Here is a 19,189-nt window from a genome sequence, read left to right as displayed (position 1 = left end):
GTATACTATGAATTTCGATATATCCGAATGGGGAGAAGTTTCTTCTACTTCCTTATCTGATGCCATGCTGGGACTCCACACGATGGAATCCTCTATCAAGCCACTGAACCGGAAAATGCGGGTTGTCGGCCCGGCCTATACCGTGCAGATCATAAAAAATGACTGTGCGATTATCTTCAAAGCTCTTCAGGAAGCTCCAGAAGGATCCGTCCTGGTCATAGCTGCCCAGGGTACGACCGATGTGGCATTCCTTGGGGAAATAGTCACTAAAATTGCACAGAAACGAGGAATTGCAGGCATTGTCATTGACGGATGTATCCGCGACAGCCTGGCTATAGAAGAAGGAACATTCCCTGTATTTGCCAAAGGAGCGATTCCCAAAATACCCGCCGCCAATTATCTGGGACAGGTCCAGAAGACCATCGTATGTGCCGATGTAATCGTGCGCCCCGGGGATATCATCTGTGCCGACGCCGATGGTGTGGTCGCTGTTCCTTTGGAAGAAACAAGCCAAGTTCTGCAGAAAGCGATGGAAAAAGAAACCAAAGATCACTGGAAAATAGAAACGATGATTCCCGATTCCGAAGCACTACAATCTTATCTGGCTAAAATTAGTGAAAAATATAAAACCGCCCTGTAAATTCGAAAGGAGAAAAAAATGACACATATCTGGCGTGATATTCCCTGCATGATGTTCCGTAAAATTCCGGCAGCAGCCATGATTATTCCCATGTTCTTGTCGGTTATCTTCAATTATTTCTTCCCCGATTTTGTAAAAATGGGCAGCCTGACGACGGCTATTTTCTCAAAATCAGCTGTCGTCCCTCTTACGGCTGCCGTCTTATTCTTTGCCGGCACCCAGCTCAAAGTCAATGAAGCGCCGGCTGCACTAAAACGGGGCGGTGTCCTGCTCCTGGCCAAGTTTGCCGTCGGGTATGCCGTAGGTACACTGTTCTCCATGACATTCGGCCCCATCGGTTTCCTGGGAATTTCTACACTGGCCGTATTTACAGCCCTCCTGAGCTCCAATGGTTCCATCTATCTCGCCATTGTCGGCGAATATGGTGATGACAAGGATTTCGGAGCTTACAGTCTCCTTTCCATCAAAGACGGCCCCTTCCTGACCATGCTGGCTCTCGGCGCTTCGGGAGCATCAAATATCCCTGTCATGGCTCTCTTTGCCACATTGTTCCCCATGATTCTCGGTATTGTCCTCGGCAATCTGTATCCGGGAATCCGCAATTACTTTAAAGGCGGTGCCCGCCTTCTCATTCCTCTCATCGGTATTTCCGTAGGTTCTTCTTTGAATCTTTCCATGATGTTCCAGGCTGGCCTGAGCGGTGTCGTCCTCGGTATCATCGCCTTTGTAGCCGGCGGTATCATCCTCATCGGCGCAGATAAGCTGATTCTCCGCCGCCCTGGCTATGCCGGTGCATCCCTGGCATCTGTCGCCGGTAGTGCCGTAGCGACACCGACCATCGTAGCCGGCGTCGTCCCGGGACTGGAAGAAGCAGCAGCCCTGGCATCCGTACAGGTTGCCGCAGCTGTTATTGTAACAGCCATTCTCTGTCCCATGTTATCATCCTGGGCCTTAAAGAAATGGGGTGCTCCCCGCTACGGCATAAAAAAAGAAACCACAGAAGCTGCCGCTGAAAGCAAGGTAAATGCCACTGTTAAATCCCATGTCTGATGAAAAACAGCTGTAGCATATACATGCCATGCAAATTGTGAATCCTAAAGAGGCTGTCCCAAAAGACAGTCTCTTTTGTCCATAAAAAAAAGAAAGGCGCCCTCTATGACACTGCAAAACCTCCGCTATATTATTTCCATAGCAGAAACCGGTTCCATTACAGAAGCATCCAAACGTCTGTTTATTTCCCAGCCCAGTCTTTCAAATGCCGTAAAAGAAGTAGAAAAAGAAATACATTTTCCTATTTTTATCCGGACCAGCCGTGGTATCACAGTGACAGCAAAAGGATTAGAATTTATTGGCTGCGCACGACAGGTCATCCAGCAAATGAATGTACTGCAGGATACATATATTACTATGCGGCCACAAAAAACATATTTCAGCGTATCTACCCAGCATTATGTATTTGCAACGAATGCTTTCGTAGATATGATTCGTAAATATGGACAGGAACGCTATGAATTCTGTCTCAACGAAACACAGACGTACCAGATTCTGGAAAACGTTAAAAATCATATCAGTGAACTGGGGATCATCTACCTGAGCAACACAAATGAAATCGTGATTCGCCGTACCTTAGAAGATATGCGTTTAGAATTCCATCCACTTTTTACAGTTAAACCGCATGTCGCTTTATACGTAAAACATCCACTGGCATGTCATACCTCTCTCAAGCTGATTGATTTAATTGAATATCCACGGTTAAAATTTATACAGGGAAATTATGAATCTTCTTTTTTTTCTGAAGAATTGTATTCATCCCTTCCCGTAGATAAAGAAATACGGGTCAGTGACAGAGCCGCTATGATCAACATGATGATTGGCCTCAACGGCTATTCCATCTCTACGGGAATATTTCCCAAATACATGCAGGGCGATGCCATTAAAGGAATCCCACTGCATGAAAAAGAGAGGATGACTGTAGGATATGTCATTAACACAGGCCAGACGCTGTCCGATTTGGGAATGATGTATATAAAAGCGCTGGAACAATATCAAAATGGCGGAAAGCTCCTTTGAAATTTGTTAGAAAAAATAATATATCATTACCTGAAAATACGATAACAATAAGTACTCCATGATAGTTACACTGATTCATGTATGTCATTTAAAATCGTAAAAACCGGGAATGCCCATAACGACAGTCCCGGCTTTTACATGTATATTAATTTTTTAATGGCGCATCATATGGGATTTTGCCGGAATTCCGTTGTCTTTTTCCAGGGCATCCCAGGCTTCATTGGCCCGTTCTACGAACATCTTGCGCACGGCTGTATTTTCACCGAGGCCATGAATATAGGGTGTGACTTTGAATCCTTCTTTTTCCAGGATGCTCTTGTGAGAATCGGCGTCATCACCGGCCATATCATTGTTGGCATGGTCGCCGGCGACCATCATCATGGGCATGAGTGTCACGTGCTGGATACCCTTAGCCTTCAGCATAGGAATGACCGTATCCAGATGAGGCCAGCCTTCGACGGAGTAAACGTAGACATTGCCGAGATGGGCTTCGTCAATCCGGTTCTGCAAGACAGAATAGTAGGCATTGGCCGGATGGGGCGTGCCGTGGGCCATGACCAGGACGGCGTCTTTTTCGCCCATTTTCGGGAACTGTGTAGAAAGAGCCTGCACGAATTCACTGACATCGTCGCGCTGGTTTTCCTGTCCCATCCAGTAGAGAAGAGACGTACCCATGGTCATTTTTTTGAAATCCTTTTTATACATGTCGTAAATAGCCGTATCGTAGGCGTACTCCATACCGGGGATGACATCGAGAGATGTCAGGGCCACCCGCGTATATCCCTGGGCTTTGAGGTCTGCCATGGCTTTTTCCGGTGTAGGAATTTCCAGACCTTCATTGGCTTTGATGCGATCGACGATAATATGAGAGGTGAAGGCCAGGACGACTTTCGTATCCGGATGGGCAGCCTGGATATCGGCCACCGTTTTTTCAATCGTTGCCTTACGGCTGTCTTTAAATGTCGTACCAAAACTCATGACGACAATGGCATCTTTATTGGCCGCATCCTGCATATCCGGGTTATTATACGTACGTACGCCTATTTCTGCGGCCTGTTTGAGAGCCGGTGTCGCATCTTTGACTTCCGGATTCAGGGTATACGAGGCCTGGGCCGGCATACCCGTAAAAGTCCCGAATGCCGTAATAGCCAGGGATAACATCAATACTGTCTTCAGTTTCTTACCGAACATATCCATCACTCCTTAAGAAATATACAAACGGCCTGCCTTAATATGCAAAAGCCGCAAGGATATCCTTGCGGCTTATTGATGCGCCAATTCGCATTATAATCTCCATTCCCATCGCTCGCAGGTCCATCGGTGATTATCAGTCAGGCAGTTCTTCTGGCTTGGATTCATGGCTTTGCTGCGCCTTCCCATACGAATCGTACAGTGACATCATTGCAGCATCGCTCTTCCTTACAGCGGCGGGACCGCGCCGGCTTATACCGGCTTTTCTATTGAGTCTTGCGACACCTGACCTGCATATTAAACTAATTTTACTCTACCACAATCCATTATTATCTGTCAATGAATCCATACTGAATATGTATCATGACAGCCGTGGAATTTCTCATATATAGTACTTATTTCTTCAAATCAAGAGACCGGATTTTTTCCCGGAGGGGCAGTACAGCCGGAGGGCTGACAGACAATTCATCGACGCCCATGCGCAGGAATGTCTCCGTCAGCGCAAGGTCTGCACCGAGTTCCCCGCAGATGCCGACCCAGATTCCTTCCTTATGGCCGTTGGCAATGGTCTGTCCGATAAGGCGAAGCACGGCCGGGTGATGGGCATCAAAGAACGCATCGAGCTGGGTCTGCTGGCGGTCGATTGCCAGTGTATACTGGGTCAGGTCATTGGATCCGATACTAAAGAAATCAACTTCCTTAGCCAGTTCATCACTCATGACGGCCGCAGCCGGCGTTTCAATCATGATGCCGACTTCCATATGAGAATCGTATTTCACGCCCTGTTCATCCAGTTCACGCTGTACATCCTGGAGGATTGCCTTGGCACGGCGCACTTCATCGGTAGAAATAATCATGGGAAACATGACGGCAATGGTACCAAAGGCCGATGCCCGGCAGAGTGCCCGTAACTGCGTCCGGAACAACTCCGGCCGGGTCAGGCAGATACGGATAGCCCGCATGCCCATGGCAGGATTTTCTTCCGGGGCCAGATTGAAATAATCGACTTTTTTATCGGCACCGATATCGAGAGTACGGATGATGACTTTTTTCCCTGCCATCGTCTGGGCCGTCTTTTTATAAGCTTCAAACTGTTCTTCTTCTGTCGGATAAGTATTCCGTCCCAGATAGAGGAACTCACTGCGGAACAGGCCGATTCCTTCGGCATCATTAGAAAGGACCTGGGACAGGTTGTCAGGATTTCCAATATTGGCATAGACATCAATGTGGCGGCCATCGCGGGTTATCGATTCGGTTCCGCGTACCGATTCCAATTCCTGCCGGCGCCGGATTTCTGAATCCTGCCGTTTCTTCATGCGTTCCAGTGTTTCTTCATCAGGGTCAATGTACACTGTCCCCGTCGTCCCATCGACGATAGCCGTTTTGCCATCGACGTCATTATGCAGCTGGGTACCGGTGCTGACGACGGCAGCAATGCCCAGTGTACGGGCCAGGATAGCCGTATGGGAATTGGTACTGCCACCGGATGTGACAAATCCCAGGATTTTGTCCGTATCGAGCTGCAATGTCTCACTGGGAGCCAGATCATCAGCGGCGATGATGACCTGATCGTATGCGCTGAAGTCAATTCCTTCACCGCCGCATAATTCCCGTTCGACACGGCGGGAAATATCCAGGACATCGGCAGCACGGGCCTGCATATAAGCATCATCCATCCCGCGGAACATGGCAGCGAAATTCTGTGCCGTATGTTCTACAGCGGCTTCGGCGTTGAGTTTTTCATCCCGTATCTGGGATACGATGTCATCGACATAATCGTCATCATCGAGCATCATCTGATGCACTTCAAACACGGCAGCCTGTTCTTCACCAACTTTTTCTACAGCCTTTTCATACAGAGACTGGAGCTGGCTGATTGACGCAGCGCGGGCCGCCTGAAAGCGGCTGACTTCCGCCTCGGCATCGTCAATAGGCCGGACGGCTGTAGAAATCGTATTGCGGTGAAATAGTGCCAGCGGTCCGATGGTGATGCCGGAACTTACGCTTTTTCCTTTAAGGGTCAGCATGACTTACACCTCCCGGTTATGGCAAGGGAGGATTGCCCATGCAGTCCTCCCCGCCTCATACATTAGAAATTTTCTTTGAAAAATGTTTCCATAGCAGAAGCTGCTGCTTCTTCATCGGCACCATCTGCCTGAACTGTTATGCTTTCACCCTGTTTGACACCCAGACCCATGACGGTGAAGATTTTCTTCAAATCGCCTTTTTTACTGCCTTTGGCAATCGTCAGGGACGAGGCATATTTCTTGGCTTCTTTAACCAGCAGTCCTGCCGGGCGGGCATGGATACCCTGGGGATCGGTAATGGTGTAAGTAAATTCTTTCATGATAATTCCTCCTCTGTATGAAATCCTATGGTTTAGTTTACTCTATGTTCATTAGTATGGCAACCGTTACGACTGGGGGCATTTTTTGCGGATAATCCCCATGATGACGGCTGCAATGACAGCGCCGGCTGCCAAAGATGCAAAATACATAGGCCAGTTGGTGACGACGCCGAAGACAAAGATGCCACCGTGCGGTGCCGGTACGGTACATCCGAAAAGCATGGAAAGGGCACCAGCTGCAGCAGATCCGATAGCGCAGGGCGGAATAATGTGCAACGGATCCGACGCGGCAAAGGGAATAGCTCCTTCTGTAATGAAGGACAGTCCCATGATAAAGTTGGTAATCGTAGACTGCCGTTCTTTCGGCGTAAATTTTTTCTTGAAGAGCAGCATGGAAAGGGAAATCGCAATGGGTGGCACCATGCCACCGATCATGACCGATGCCATGATGCCCGAGCTGACGGCCGCACCAGATGCGTCCATAAGGGATGCCGTACCAAAAACATACGCCGCTTTATTGATAGGACCGCCGAAATCGATTGACATCATACCACCCAGGACAAGGCCTAGGATGATGCGGCTGGATGTCGTCATAGATGAGAGCGTATCTGCCAGCCAGTGATTGAACACCGATGTCGGAGGATTAATGATATACGTCATGATAAGGCCGATGAGGACCAGTCCCAGTACGGGGTAGATGAGAATCGGCTTAGTCCCTTCCAACGCCTGGGGAAGATGGGAAAATATTTTTTTCAGCAGGATGATGAGATACCCGGCAATAAATCCGGCAAAGAGGGCCCCGAAGAAACCAGAACCACCAGTCGTCGCCAGGAAGCCGCCGACGATACCCGGCATGAGAGCCGGCCGTTCACCGATACTGGCAGCAATATAACCGGCCAGGATAGGCATCATCATACTGAATGCCAGTCCGCCGACGTTTTTCAGGAATGCCGAAAGAGGAGTTCCTGTACCAAATTGGGCCGTACCGGCATTACCCATATCGAAAAGAAATGCCAGGGCAATGAGAATCCCGCCGCCAATGACGAAGGGCAGCATGTGGGATACGCCGTTCATCAGATGCTTATATATCTGACGGCCTGTACTTTCGCCGCTTTCCGCCTCTGTTACCGCTTCCGACTCAGAAGCCGTACCATGGAATACAGGCGGTGTCCCGTCCAGGACCTGCCGGATGAGAGCCTGCGGCTCTTTGATTCCTGCCGCCACTTTGACGAAGAGGACGCGTTTGCCATCAAACCGTTCCACCGGTACGTCTTTATCGGCAGCGACGATGACACCGGCAGCACGGCGGATATCATCCGCCGTCAGGTGATGCTTGACACCGCCGGAACCGTTCGTTTCAATCTTGATATCGACGCCCATTTCAGCAGCCTTCTGTTCCAGTGCTTCCGCTGCCATATAGGTATGGGCAATGCCGGTCGGGCAGGCCGTAACGCCGATGACATAAGGGCGTCCGGCATCTGGTGCGGCAGATTGCGTTTCCGTATCTGTCACATCATCGGATACGGCATTGCCGTCTACAGCAGTTTCTTCAGCCGCCGCTTCAGCTGCGTCTTCAGCCAGCTGGGCCGTTTCGGCATCGGTGATGATCTGCAGGTATTCATCAACCGATGCAGCCTGCATCAGTTTTTCCCGGAAATCATCATCCATGAGCATCCGGGAAAGGCGGCTCAGAACTTCCAGATGAATATTGGCACCACCGGCAGGGGCTGCAATCATGAAGAACAAATAGGCCGGTTCATCATCGAGGCTTTCGTAATCGACGCCCTGACGGACAATCATCGACGCCAGGCCTGGCGTCGCTACGGCGTCGGTCTTGGCGTGGGGAATCGCTATGCCTTCACCGATTCCCGTACTGCCTTCTTCTTCCCGGGCAAGGACACAGGCCTTGTAGGCTGCCGTATCTTTCAGATGACCGCCCTTTTCCATCAGTCCCACGAGATGATCGATAGCCCCGGCTTTATCAGCAGCCCGGGCCTGCAAATCAATACTTTCTTTTTTTAATAAGTCTGCAATACGCACGGAATTTTCCTCGCTTTCCAGAAAACGCACATCGGTCACAGTGTTTTATACAATTTCTTTATTTCCTTTTCGCCAGCAAGCCAATCCTGGAACGCTGTAGCACTGCCGGCAGCAATCCCCCATTTCAGCGCTTCTTCCAGACTGCCGCCAGATGCTTCAAAACCAGCCAGGAAACCGGCTACCATGCTGTCACCGGCACCGACGGAATTCACCAGCCGGCCCTGGGGAGACGGACGGCGGTAGATTTTTCCATCTTCACCGAGAAGCAGGGCCCCGTCACCGCCGAGAGAAACGAGGACATTGCGTGCTCCCATGGTCTGGAGCCGTTTGGCACACATGATGATTTCTTCATCCCTGTGCAGGACAACACTGAAGAGTTCACCCAATTCATCCTGATTGGGCTTGATGAGAAACGGCCGGTAAGCAATGACGTTGCGCAGCAAGTCACCGGTGGCATCGACAACCGTGCGGATATGGCGAAATTCCATGCGTTTCAGGATTTGTTCATACATATCGCCCGGAAGAGTAGAAGGAATGCTGCCGGCCAGTACCAGCGTGTCTCCTTCATCCAGAGCTTCAATTTGTTTCATGAGCTGTTTCAGTTTATCCTTCGGAATAACCGGCCCCATTCCGTTGACAGCCGTTTCTTCTTCCGCACTGATTTTCATATTGATACGGGAATACCCCTTGTCCAGACGGATAAAATCACAATCGCCTCCGTTTTCTTCACAGAGCCGTTCAATTTCCTGCCCCGTAAATCCGGCCATAAAGCCCAGCATCCGTGCCGGTATGTGGAGATTTCCCAGGACAAGCGCTACGTTGATGCCCTTGCCACCGGGATAAATCGTTTCCTTTTCGGCCCGGTTAATGGCACCAGCGGCAAATTTTTTCATGTGAACGACATAATCCAGAGAAGGATTAAAGGTAACGGTATAAATCAAAGCACATGCACCTCCGTCAATTTCTTATAAGGAGCAAAATCGACATCCCGGCTGCTCCGTGCCGTTATGACTGACACGCCTGTAAGAGGCGCAAATGTAATATGGGAAGCCAGGCCGAACTTGCTGCCATCCGCCAGTATATAGGCCCGCCGGCACTGGGAAAAGGCCGCGGCCTTGGCAGCAGCTTCTTCTGCGTCCGGCGTCGTACAACCTTCTTCCAGGCTGATACCATTGGTACCAAAAAAGCCATAGGTAAAATGATACTGCACCAGTGCCTGAAGGAGTTCACTGCCGACGACGGATGCAGTCGTTCCCCTTACATGGCCTGGCAGCATATGGACAGATATGCCATTCCGGGCCAGTTTTTGTGCCAGGGGCAGGCTGTTGGTCAGAAAGGATGCCCCTGACCCTGTCAGAAAATCTGCCATCTGTTCCACCGTCGATCCCGCATCAAGATACACAAAATCGCTATCAGTCACGCAGGAAGCAGCATACTGGGCTATGCGCCGTTTTTCCGTCATATGGAGAGAATACTTATGTTCCAGTTCTTCCATATTGGCTTCATACACCCCTTCTTCAGAAGGCAGTGCCGTTGCCCCGCCATGAACACGGCGAAGCCGGCCGTCCCGGTTCAGGACCGACAAATCACGCCGCACCGTCGCTTCAGAAACCTGAAAATAATCAACCAGTTCCTGTACGGAAACAGAACCGCCGGCCGTTACCAGCCGTACCATCTCATCTTGTCGTTCTTCTGTCAGCACATATATCACCTACCTCTGTACAATCAGAATTACTTTTTATACCCCGTATTATACAAACATTTTCATTCATTTTCAATCACGTTCAATCATTATATTGAAATAGCAATCATTTCCGTTCATTTATACTAGAAGGTAATAGAAAAAACGGCTGCCACACGAAGCAACTATTTCATGTGACAACCGTTTTCTGATATGCTTTTCGCCTTTATAAAAACTATTTGAAAAATTTACATCTGTTACTGCATGCTGTGTTCTTTCTGTACACTGGCTGCTACAGCATTGTCGCTGGTAACAATACCATGACGCGTCTTGTATTTGAGGAAGAGCATAATGGCCAGAGCCAGTACGAAACAGCCAGAGAAGAACTGCAGTGTAATGGCATAACTGTTGGTCGTTTCCTTAATGAGCGACAGGACCAGGGGACCAGCAACGCCAGCAGCTCCCCAGGCCGTCAGGATCCGGCCGTGGATGGCACTCAGTTCCCGCGTCCCAAAAAGATCGGAAAGGTAGGCCGGCATGCAGGAGAAACCGCCACCATAACAGGTAATGATGAGCAGGACGAGTATCTGGAAACTGAAAGCTCCCGTGACATGGGACAGCTGCCAGAATGCCAGGATTTCAATAGTAAAGAACAGGACATAGGTCATAGAACGGCCCAGGTAATCGGAAACAGTAGCCCAGGCAATGCGGCCGGCGCCGTTCATGAATCCGATTATGCCGACCATCGAAGCCGCTGCCATCGGCGACATGCCGACGACTTCCTGAGCCATAGGAGAGGCGACAGCCAGAAGAGCAATGCCACAGGTAATATTGGTAAAGAAGAGCCACCAGATAGTATAGAGCTGCCACGTCTTCATCGCTTTTTTTACGCTAAACTGAGGCATGGCATCGGCATAGACCGGCGTATGGCGGGAACCGGCTTTGCGAAGAGCCGCATCGGAAACGGGGACTTCTCCCGGTTTGGGTGGAGCCAGATACAGAGAAGAAGCCGTCATGATGACCATATATACCGTGCCCAGGATGAGAAAATTGGGAATCAGGCCCAGATGCTGGACCAAAAGCTGCATGACCGGACCGGCAATCATACTGGCAAAACCAAATCCCATGATAGCCAGGCCCGTCGCAAAGCCACGGTTGTCCGGGAACCATTTGACCAGTGTCGAAACGGGAGTGATGTAACCTGTTCCCAGACCAATACCGCCAATGACTCCGTAGAAGAGATATAACAGAGGCAGGCTGTGGAAATATAACGCTGCAGCCGTGCCGAACATGCCACTGCAGAAAAAGGTCATGGCCAGCAGACCCGACTTACGGGGTCCGATTTTCTGGACGAAGCTGCCGAGAAAACCAGCAGACAGTCCTAAAAACAAAATAGCCAGGGAAAAGGTCCACGTCGTATCTTTGAGAGAAAATCCCATAGCCTGCATGATAGGACGGGTAAGGACACTCCAGGCATAGACACTGCCAATGCAGATGTGGATGCCCATAGCAGACAACGCAATAAGCCAACGGTTCTTTTTCATGAATCCATCTCTCCTTTGCGGTCGGCCGGCAAAGAGAGTGCAAAAAAAGCACCGGCCGGCTGGCCAAAGCATATTTTCATATCTTTGCCCAGACGGTCGGCGCTTTTTCTAAACGATACAGTCCACGTGGTTATTCCACTTGATTCCGTCAGGCCTGCATCGCATATTTTCTTGATGTTCTTTCATTATAGCAGGAAACATCTGTCTGTCAATAGGGAGCCTGTCTTATTTTTCATTCTAATTTTCCGCAGCAATCCGGGCCGCCTGTTTCTGCTGGGCTGCTATCTGGGATAAGGTCTGTCCTGCCGGCGCATCGCGCAGGACATAGGCTTCATCGGCATCAGCCGGTGCATTAGATGCACGGCCAGTCTGTGTTACAGCCTGGGAAGCGGCAACCGCTGCTTTTTCGGCAGCTGTCGCCGTCGTTGCCGTCGTTACATTCTTTACAGCAGCTGCCGGGGCCGACAGGCGTTCAAAGCCATAGGTCAGGAGAGCTGCCGCATCACCAGCACGGTCACCGCTGTTGAGGATGGACGCAACCAGGGTATGACCATTACGCGTAGCAGAAGCTACCAGACAAGGGCCGCCATCGTTAGTCGCACCGGTCTTGATGCCGTCAGCTCCCGCAAAACCGCTGGTGAGAAATTCATTCGTCGTTTCGCAATGCTTCGTACCACTGTCTGCATAGGGCATGTCAAAGAAAGCATGATTGACGAGTCCCCGGAAATCGGCTGATTTCATGGCATAGGCGCCAATTTTTGCCAGGTCTCTCGCCGTAGAATAATGATTTTCATCAGGAAGTCCGGCCGGATTGGTGAAGTGCGTATGACTGGCCCCAATAGATGCCGCTTTTTCATTCATAGACTGAACAAAGCTGTCCAGAGACGGCGAAACCGTAACAGCCGCATCATATGCCACATCACAGCCCCCGACCGTCATCATGCCCGTCAGAGCATTGCGCAACGTCACCTTGTCACCGGGATAAATGCCGAGACGGCTCACATCGCCGGCCAGCTGCTGGGATGCATCGGATACGGTCATGACCGTATCGAGTTTTCCCGATTCGACGCCAAGGATGCTGGTCATCATCATAGTCGTACCGCCAGGATACATGCGCTGATCTGCATTTTTGGCATACAGTTCATTGCCCGTCGCAGAATCGATGACGCAGGCTGACTGAGCATCGATCTGCGGTTCTTCTGCCAGTGCCGATGCACTGAACATCGTAAAGCAGGCTGCCAGGACGACAGCTATAGACGTTTTCAAAGACATAATCATACACCCTTTCTCCTGAAGTTTTTATTTTATAATGGATGTTTTGCCGCCATTTTGGGTTTGCGCGGGTATTTAGCCGGACTCGTGCCACTCTTGCGGATATAGAGGACCGCCCGTTTATCGGAAAGCCCGGGAAGCGTTACCGGGCGGACTTCTTCCAGTATCCCTCCCAATATGCGCAGGGCATTGGAAGCCTCTTTGATTTCTTCCTCATATTGCGCTCCTTTAAGAGCAATAAATAAGCCATTGTTCCGCACGTAAGGCAGCGCCCATTCACAGAGAATGGAAAGGCGGGCCACCGCCCGGCTGGTCACCAGATCAAACTGTTCCCGGTATGCTTCCTGATGGGCCATTTCTTCAGCCCGCCCGTGAAGGAACGCCACCTTCCGGAGGCCCGTTTCCCGGCATACTTCATTCAGGAAGTTCAATCGCTTCTGCAGGGAATCAAAAAAAGTCACCGTAAGATCCGGCCGGAAAATAGCCAGGGGAATACCGGGAAAACCGGCACCCGTACCGAGATCCAGCAGGGAGGCATCCTTTGGAAAATACCTTTCATCATAACAGGACAAGCTGTCAGCCATGTGTTTGACTGCTACTTCACCCGGATCGGTAATGGCTGTCAGATTCATGACTTTATTCGTTTCCAGGAGCAGTTCTTCAAACCGGCAGAACTGTCGTATCTGATAGTCTTCCAGTACAAGTCCCATAGCTTCCATAGCATGGATGAGGTCATTTTGAAACATGGCCGCCCTCCCGCTGATACTGTTCCAGATAAATGAGAAGGGCCGTAATATCTGCCGGAGAAACGCCGGAAATACGGCTGGCCTGCCCAAGAGACCGGGGCCGGATTTCATCAAGTTTCTGCCGCGCTTCACCGGACAGCGTATCAATATCGGCATACACAATGTCGTCCGGCATGAGTTTTTGTTCCAGACGGTTCATTTTTTCTACTTGTTCCATCTGGCGGCCAATATATCCTTCGTACTTGATCATGATTTCGATTTCTTCTTTGACATCGGCATCCAGTTCGGGCAGATCAAAAGTCTGGCACAGTTTGTCATACGACAGATCCTGACGGCGCAGTAATTCATAGGCCGTTATGCCCGTATGGACCGGAGCCGTGCCGAGAGCATCCAGTTTTTCCGCCATCGCTTTGCTCGGTGTAATGGAAATGGATCGCAAAGCGGCGATGCCATCAGCAATAGCTTTCTTTTTGGCACAAAATACGTCGTACCGTTCCTGACTGACCAGACCGATATCATAGCCTTTCTGGGTCAGACGCAGATCGGCATTATCCTGACGGAGGACGAGGCGGTATTCACTGCGGCTGGTCATCATGCGATATGGTTCCTGCGTTCCTTTCGTAACCAAATCGTCAATGAGTACGCCAATATACGCTTCCGAACGGGTAAGGATAAAAGGATTTTTTCCCTGCACCTTGCGGGCAGCATTGATACCGGCAATCAGGCCCTGGGCTGCTGCTTCTTCATAGCCGCTGGTACCATTGGACTGGCCGGCAGAAAACAGGCCGCTCACTTTTTTCGTTTCCAGGGACGGTGTCAGCTGCAACGGGTCGAGGCAGTCATATTCAATGGCATATCCAGGCCGCATGATTTTCACATCTTCCAGCCCTGGAATGGTGCGCAGGAATTCGTATTGGACATCGATAGGCATACTGGTACTCATGCCCTGGACGTACATTTCTTCTGTAGATTGTCCTTCTGGTTCGATAAAGAGCTGATGCCGCTTTTTATCGGCGAAGCGGACGATTTTTGATTCAATGGAAGGGCAGTACCGGGGACCGATACCTTGTATGATGCCATTGCACATGGGTGCCCGGTCAAGATTATCGCGGATAATTTTGTGCGTTTTTTCGTTGGTAAACGTCAGCCAGCAGCATTCTTTATTCCGGTTTTTCCGTTCTGACAGGAACGAAAAGGCATGACCATCTGTATCACCTTCCTGCACAGCCATTTCATCCGTACGAAGCGTACGCCGGTCTACCCGGGCTGGTGTCCCCGTCTTGAAACGCATGAGTTTCAATCCTGCTTTTATCAGCGACCCGGACAGATCTTCTGCCGAGCGCTGGCCGATAGGACCTCCGGAATAGGTGCATTCGCCGATGATGATTTTACCTTTCAGATATGTCCCGGTCGCCAGGATGACACAGGATGCGCCATAGACTTCCCCCAGTTCGGTCTGTACGCCGGTTACTTTTCCGTCTTTTGTAAGGAGGTCCGTAATCATGAGCTGCTTGACATCGAGATGATCCTGATTTTCCAGTGTTTTTGTCATGGTCATCTGATACAGTTTTTTATCTGACTGGGCACGCAGGGAATATACGGCTGGCCCCTTGCCCGTATTGAGCATACGCATCTGCAGGCACGTCAGGTCCGTATTGATTCCCATCTGGCCACCCAGGGCATCGATTTCCCGTACGAGGTGGCTCTTTCCCGGCCCTCCTACAGCAGGATTACAGGGCATAAGAGCAATATTATCAAGATTCAATGTCGCCATCAAAGTTCTGGCACCCAGACGGGCACTGGCAAGGGCTGCTTCACAGCCGGCATGGCCGGCACCGATGACGATAACATCATACGTATCTACTACATACATGGAATTTCCTTCCCTTTCGCAATACATTTGCAATCTATTTATCATTTACCCAGACAGAACCGGCTGAATATTTCTTCAACAATATCATCGTGAACCGTATCGCCTGTAATCGAGCCCAGCGTATCCCACGCCTGACGGATATCGATGACAGCACAATCCAGAGGCATTCCATCCTGCAACGACTGCCGTGCCCGTTCCAGAGCTTCTGCACTCTGCCGTACCAGTTCTATATGGCGGGTATTGGTCAGAAGAGCGCTGGGGCCATCGGTAAAGCCGCCTTTCAGCACTTCCTGCAGGAGTCTGTCCTTCAACTCTTCCAGACCGTCCCCGGTACTGGCCGAAATGGGGCAGATTGGGAAGCCATAGGTGCTCAGGTCCTGGCTGGTCATGACAGACGGCAGATCCGTCTTATTTAGGACAATAATGACATTTTTATCTGCCGCAGACTGGAGGATATCTTTGTCTTCATCCGTAAGGGGACGGGAACCATCTATGACAGCCAGGATGATGTCTGCCCGGTCCAGATACCGACGGGCCCGGCTGACGCCAATTTTTTCGACCGTATCATCCGTTTCCCTAATGCCAGCTGTATCGACGAGGCATACGGGAACGCCGCGCAGAGTAATCCATTCTTCCAATACATCCCGTGTCGTACCCGGCACGTCCGTAACGATGGCCCGTTCTTCCTGAAGAAGACGGTTCAGGAGACTCGACTTACCGGCATTGGGCGTACCGGCAATAGCGGCCATGACGCCGTCGCGGATCATGCGCCCGTTCTGGGATTCTTCCAGCATATGCTGCAGTTTTTCCTGCATTTCCTGCAAAGCACCGGATACGTCCGGCACAGCAATATCTTCCAGATCTTCTTCCGGATAATCAATCATGACTTCCAGCCGCGTCACCAGCTCGGTCAGGTCTTTGCGGGTCTTATTGATGACCTTGGAGAGCCGGCCCTCCAGCTGGCTTACAGCACTGGTGAGACCGGCCCTGCTTTTAGCCTGAATCACATCCATGACGGCCTCAGCCTGGGCCAGGTCGATACGGCCATTGACAAAGGCCCGTTCCGTAAATTCACCGGGATTGGCCATGCGGGCACCACTGCGCAATATGAGCTGCAAGATAGATTCCAATGCTTCCCGGCCGCCATGGCACTGGATTTCCAATACGTCTTCTGCCGTATAGGAGTGAGGGCCTTTCATGATAAGGGCCAGGACTTCATCGATACAGGTCCCATTTTCATCGACAATAGTCCCGTACTGAATAGAACGATCACGGCGTTCCTTCAGGGGAACTGCCGATTTACTTTTAAATATTTTATCTCCTACAGCATAGGCATCGGGTCCGCTGATACGGACTGCACCGATACCGCTTTCTCCCAGCGGTGTCGTAATCGCCGCAATGGTATCTGCCGTATCGTACATACAAACACTCCTTTCTGACAGGACTACAGGCGGACCGGTCAGATAACAAAAATGGCCAGATACCAGCGGTCCGTGAAAGATTCACTAACCAACTGACACTGACCACTGGTCACTTGCTCCGTTAGCCTTATTCAGCGTAATAAATGACGACATGACGGTACGGATCCTGACCTTCACTTTCCGTACGGACATGTTCGGCGTCCTGAAGTGCTACGTGGATAATTTTCCGTTCATAGCCGTTCATCGGTTCCAGGACGACTTTATCACCTTTCTTTTTCACCCGTCCAGAAAGGCGCAAAGCCAGCTGCTTCAGCGTTTCTTCCCGGCGGTGGCGGTAATTTTCGACGTCGAGCATGATGAAATGCCGCGTTTCTTTTCCCTGATTGGTTGTCAGATTGGTAAGATACTGGAGTGCATCCAGCGTCTGTCCATGTTTGCCAATGAGGATACCGAGATTTTTTCCATGGAGATGAAGGATAATTTTGTCCGGCTTGATCATTTTTCAATCATGACCTGCATGCCCATATTCTTCAGGACTTCCTGGAGAAATTCCCGTGCTTTGGCAGCCGCTTCTTCAGCGGTAAAATCTTCTACGGAATCTGCTGATTCTTCTGCAGGAGAATCTGTTACGGAATCTTCCCCGTCATCGGCAGGACTAGCTGTTTCCGGTTCGGCCGGATCAGCAGCTGGCTCAGACGCAGACTGTGGTTCTGCCACTGCTTTTGTTTCCGTAGCGGCGGTCTGTTTTTCTGCTTCTTCTGCCTTGCGCACATCTTCCTGCTGCCGCTGCAGCACGTGTTCTGCTTCTTCTTTGGCTGTCACGCGGACGACGGCAGGCTTGCTGCCAATGCCGAGAAAGCCGCTTTTCGGTTCGGCCAGCACTTCTACCGTCACTTCATCACGGGTCAGTCCCAGCTGTACCAGACCGGAACGGACAGCATCTTCTATCGTTTTTCCTGTCGCTTCTACATGATTCATGCGTTAGCAGCTCCTTTCTTTTTGCCGCGGAACATGATGATCTGCTGCAGCCACTGGAATACGTTGGATACAACCCAGTAAATGACAAGGCCACTGGGGAAACTGATGCTGATCCAGCCAATGAAAAGAGGCATGACAATCTGCATGATTTTCTGCTGTTTAGCCTGGGCTTCATTCATCGCTACCTGGGCACCGCTCATCTGTTTCTGGATAGCAAAAGTGGAGATAGCTGAAAGAATAGGCAGAATATAAGTAGGATCGGCATCGCCGAGACTGGGCATCCAGAGAAAACTCTTGTATGCTTCATCATAGGGATATTCACGCAGGGCATAAAATATGGAAATAAGGAACGGCATCTGGATAAGGATAGGCAGACAGCCTGAAAACGGACTGACTTTTTCTTCTTTATACAATTTCTGCAGGGCCATCTGCATTTTTCTTTGGTCGCCCTTATACTTTTTCTGTAATTCCTTGACTTTCGGCTGAATTTTCTGCATGCCTTCCATAGAACGGATTTGTTTAGCCGTCAGAGGCGCCAGTATCAGCTTGATGATAACCGTCAGCAAAATGATGGCAATGCCATAACTCGGATACCCGACCATATGGGTAAACTGGTAGCAGTAATCGAGAAAAACGGACATAATGCCAGACAGCACGTCCATGATTCCGCTAAAAAAACTCAATACTCTCAACTCCTGTCGAAGATTAAAAATGAAAAAATCAGACAGCCTTCATTTCATCTGCCTGATACCTAGGGTACAGGATCATATCCGCCTTCATGAAAGGGATGGCATTTTAAAATGCGCCTGATTGCTAAATAACTCCCTTTCAGTGCGCCGTACTTCTGCAACGCTTCAATGGCATAAGCAGAACATGTAGGATAAAAACGGCAGCACGGCAGATGCAGCGGAGATATGCACATCTGATAAAAACGTATCAGGAATATGAATAAGGATTTCATTCACATCGCTTCTTCCATACGTTCGCCCGGCGGAACAATTGCAGGATGCTCCGCTCAGCTTCTTGATATCCAACCTGTTTTAAATAGCCGCGCCCAATCAGTACCAGATCATAACCGTCTTTCAGCTCGTATTGATGGAGGCGGTATACTTCCTTCATCAGCCGGCGGCACCGGTTGCGTTCTACGGCACAACCGATTTTTTTGCCAGTTACAAAACCGATACGGGTTGGCTGTTTGGGAGAACGGGGCAGTACATACAATACGGCCAGGCGGTTGACAACAGATCTGCCATGGCGGTATACGAGCTGGTATTCCCGGTTTTTGCACAGCCTCTTCTCTTTGTTTAACTCGTACATCGTATAGTTCCTAAGCTTGTAATTCCTAAAAATGGCAGAAGAACAGAAAAATTCCTTCCAGGAACTTTT

17 protein-coding genes, 1 pseudogene and 2 riboswitches are annotated in these 19,189 nt (G+C 50.2%); of the genes and pseudogenes, 3 read left to right on the top strand and 15 right to left on the bottom strand.

The features are described from left to right. Window positions 1–7: 7 nt before the first annotated feature. From ACGTIC_RS01360 to ACGTIC_RS01350, 3 genes are all read left to right on the top strand, one after another. Window positions 8–640 carry an RraA family protein gene (locus tag ACGTIC_RS01360; protein WP_113855156.1) on the top strand — a complete coding sequence of 211 codons (633 nt, stop codon included), beginning with the start codon at window positions 8–10 and terminating at the stop codon, window positions 638–640. An 18-nt stretch (window positions 641–658) separates the two neighbouring features. Beyond that, window positions 659–1,690: a 2-keto-3-deoxygluconate permease gene (locus ACGTIC_RS01355; RefSeq protein ID WP_113855155.1), complete on the top strand. Its 1,032-nt coding sequence runs from the start codon at window positions 659–661 to the stop codon at window positions 1,688–1,690. A gap of 105 nt (window positions 1,691–1,795) precedes the next feature. Beyond that, window positions 1,796–2,710, top strand: a complete 915-nt coding sequence (locus ACGTIC_RS01350) for a LysR family transcriptional regulator (protein ID WP_113855154.1) — start codon at window positions 1,796–1,798, stop codon at window positions 2,708–2,710. A 153-nt stretch (window positions 2,711–2,863) separates the two neighbouring features. On the opposite strand, the gene ACGTIC_RS01345 is transcribed toward ACGTIC_RS01350, so the two are convergent. The 15 genes and pseudogenes from ACGTIC_RS01345 to rnpA all read right to left on the bottom strand — a co-directional run bounded on the left by ACGTIC_RS01345 (window position 2,864) and on the right by rnpA (window position 19,120). Continuing rightward, window positions 2,864–3,901 carry a sirohydrochlorin cobaltochelatase gene (locus ACGTIC_RS01345; protein ID WP_113855153.1) on the bottom strand — a complete coding sequence of 346 codons (1,038 nt, stop codon included), beginning with the start codon at window positions 3,899–3,901 and terminating at the stop codon, window positions 2,864–2,866. Between the two features lie 125 nt (window positions 3,902–4,026). Continuing rightward, window positions 4,027–4,205, bottom strand: a riboswitch (cobalamin riboswitch). A gap of 91 nt (window positions 4,206–4,296) precedes the next feature. Then, window positions 4,297–5,928 (bottom strand): phosphoenolpyruvate--protein phosphotransferase, encoded by a 1,632-nt coding sequence (gene ptsP, locus ACGTIC_RS01340; RefSeq protein WP_113855152.1) that lies wholly within the window; start codon window positions 5,926–5,928, stop codon window positions 4,297–4,299. 62 nt (window positions 5,929–5,990) lie between these two features. Then, the gene (locus ACGTIC_RS01335; RefSeq protein ID WP_059076238.1) at window positions 5,991–6,248 is read right to left on the bottom strand and encodes an HPr family phosphocarrier protein; all 258 of its coding nucleotides are present in this window, start codon (window positions 6,246–6,248) and stop codon (window positions 5,991–5,993) included. A gap of 66 nt (window positions 6,249–6,314) precedes the next feature. Then, the gene (locus ACGTIC_RS01330; RefSeq protein WP_113856491.1) at window positions 6,315–8,288 is read right to left on the bottom strand and encodes a fructose-specific PTS transporter subunit EIIC; all 1,974 of its coding nucleotides are present in this window, start codon (window positions 8,286–8,288) and stop codon (window positions 6,315–6,317) included. A gap of 35 nt (window positions 8,289–8,323) precedes the next feature. Next, on the bottom strand, window positions 8,324–9,229 hold the full coding sequence (gene pfkB, locus ACGTIC_RS01325) for a 1-phosphofructokinase (RefSeq protein ID WP_059076237.1): 906 nt from the start codon (window positions 9,227–9,229) through the stop codon (window positions 8,324–8,326). After that, a complete protein-coding gene (locus ACGTIC_RS01320; RefSeq protein ID WP_113855151.1) occupies window positions 9,226–9,990 on the bottom strand; it encodes a DeoR/GlpR family DNA-binding transcription regulator in 765 nt (254 codons plus the stop codon). Before ACGTIC_RS01320 ends, pfkB begins: the two co-directional genes overlap by 4 nt. Window positions 9,991–10,226: 236 nt before the next feature. Further along, window positions 10,227–11,513 carry an OFA family MFS transporter gene (locus ACGTIC_RS01315; RefSeq protein WP_059076235.1) on the bottom strand — a complete coding sequence of 429 codons (1,287 nt, stop codon included), beginning with the start codon at window positions 11,511–11,513 and terminating at the stop codon, window positions 10,227–10,229. 79 nt (window positions 11,514–11,592) lie between these two features. Further along, window positions 11,593–11,679: riboswitch (ZMP/ZTP riboswitch) on the bottom strand. A 71-nt stretch (window positions 11,680–11,750) separates the two neighbouring features. Further along, on the bottom strand, window positions 11,751–12,791 hold the full coding sequence (locus tag ACGTIC_RS01310) for a D-alanyl-D-alanine carboxypeptidase family protein (RefSeq protein ID WP_113855150.1): 1,041 nt from the start codon (window positions 12,789–12,791) through the stop codon (window positions 11,751–11,753). A gap of 26 nt (window positions 12,792–12,817) precedes the next feature. Continuing rightward, window positions 12,818–13,531 (bottom strand): 16S rRNA (guanine(527)-N(7))-methyltransferase RsmG, encoded by a 714-nt coding sequence (gene rsmG / locus ACGTIC_RS01305; protein WP_059076233.1) that lies wholly within the window; start codon window positions 13,529–13,531, stop codon window positions 12,818–12,820. Next, window positions 13,518–15,404: a tRNA uridine-5-carboxymethylaminomethyl(34) synthesis enzyme MnmG gene (mnmG, locus tag ACGTIC_RS01300; protein WP_059076232.1), complete on the bottom strand. Its 1,887-nt coding sequence runs from the start codon at window positions 15,402–15,404 to the stop codon at window positions 13,518–13,520. Before mnmG ends, rsmG begins: the two co-directional genes overlap by 14 nt. Window positions 15,405–15,445: 41 nt before the next feature. After that, a complete protein-coding gene (gene mnmE / locus ACGTIC_RS01295; protein ID WP_113855149.1) occupies window positions 15,446–16,825 on the bottom strand; it encodes a tRNA uridine-5-carboxymethylaminomethyl(34) synthesis GTPase MnmE in 1,380 nt (459 codons plus the stop codon). A 127-nt stretch (window positions 16,826–16,952) separates the two neighbouring features. Beyond that, window positions 16,953–17,803, bottom strand: a pseudogene (gene jag, locus ACGTIC_RS01290) (RNA-binding cell elongation regulator Jag/EloR). Next, complete coding sequence (locus ACGTIC_RS01285; RefSeq protein WP_369814267.1) at window positions 17,800–18,486, bottom strand: YidC/Oxa1 family membrane protein insertase; 687 nt, start codon at window positions 18,484–18,486, stop codon at window positions 17,800–17,802. The pseudogene jag and the gene ACGTIC_RS01285 overlap by 4 nt, the downstream one beginning before the upstream one ends. 68 nt (window positions 18,487–18,554) lie before the next feature. After that, on the bottom strand, window positions 18,555–18,764 hold the full coding sequence (yidD, locus tag ACGTIC_RS01280; protein ID WP_059076229.1) for a membrane protein insertion efficiency factor YidD: 210 nt from the start codon (window positions 18,762–18,764) through the stop codon (window positions 18,555–18,557). Continuing rightward, a complete protein-coding gene (gene rnpA, locus ACGTIC_RS01275; protein WP_059076228.1) occupies window positions 18,761–19,120 on the bottom strand; it encodes a ribonuclease P protein component in 360 nt (119 codons plus the stop codon). The genes yidD and rnpA overlap by 4 nt, the downstream gene beginning before the upstream one ends. Between the last annotated feature and the right edge of the window lie 69 nt (window positions 19,121–19,189).

The organism is Megasphaera hexanoica, from assembly GCF_043520715.1.
Taxonomy (GTDB): domain Bacteria; phylum Bacillota; class Negativicutes; order Veillonellales; family Megasphaeraceae; genus Megasphaera; species Megasphaera hexanoica.
This window is presented reverse-complemented; position numbering and strand designations above follow the sequence as displayed.

What these genes read in the sequence shown, in the direction of transcription:
- ACGTIC_RS01360 (WP_113855156.1), top strand. Translation starts at nt 8, where the DNA reads ATGAATTTCGATATATCCGAATGGGGAGAAGTTTCTTCTACTTCCTTA.
- ACGTIC_RS01335 (WP_059076238.1), bottom strand. Translation starts at nt 6,248, where the DNA reads ATGAAAGAATTTACTTACACCATTACCGATCCCCAGGGTATCCATGCC.
- rnpA (WP_059076228.1), bottom strand. Translation starts at nt 19,120, where the DNA reads ATGTACGAGTTAAACAAAGAGAAGAGGCTGTGCAAAAACCGGGAATAC.
- ptsP (WP_113855152.1), bottom strand. Translation starts at nt 5,928, where the DNA reads ATGCTGACCCTTAAAGGAAAAAGCGTAAGTTCCGGCATCACCATCGGA.
- rsmG (WP_059076233.1), bottom strand. Translation starts at nt 13,531, where the DNA reads ATGTTTCAAAATGACCTCATCCATGCTATGGAAGCTATGGGACTTGTA.
- ACGTIC_RS01350 (WP_113855154.1), top strand. Translation starts at nt 1,796, where the DNA reads ATGACACTGCAAAACCTCCGCTATATTATTTCCATAGCAGAAACCGGT.
- mnmE (WP_113855149.1), bottom strand. Translation starts at nt 16,825, where the DNA reads ATGTACGATACGGCAGATACCATTGCGGCGATTACGACACCGCTGGGA.
- ACGTIC_RS01315 (WP_059076235.1), bottom strand. Translation starts at nt 11,513, where the DNA reads ATGAAAAAGAACCGTTGGCTTATTGCGTTGTCTGCTATGGGCATCCAC.
- ACGTIC_RS01310 (WP_113855150.1), bottom strand. Translation starts at nt 12,791, where the DNA reads ATGATTATGTCTTTGAAAACGTCTATAGCTGTCGTCCTGGCAGCCTGC.
- ACGTIC_RS01345 (WP_113855153.1), bottom strand. Translation starts at nt 3,901, where the DNA reads ATGTTCGGTAAGAAACTGAAGACAGTATTGATGTTATCCCTGGCTATT.
- yidD (WP_059076229.1), bottom strand. Translation starts at nt 18,764, where the DNA reads ATGAAATCCTTATTCATATTCCTGATACGTTTTTATCAGATGTGCATA.
- ACGTIC_RS01355 (WP_113855155.1), top strand. Translation starts at nt 659, where the DNA reads ATGACACATATCTGGCGTGATATTCCCTGCATGATGTTCCGTAAAATT.
- mnmG (WP_059076232.1), bottom strand. Translation starts at nt 15,404, where the DNA reads ATGTATGTAGTAGATACGTATGATGTTATCGTCATCGGTGCCGGCCAT.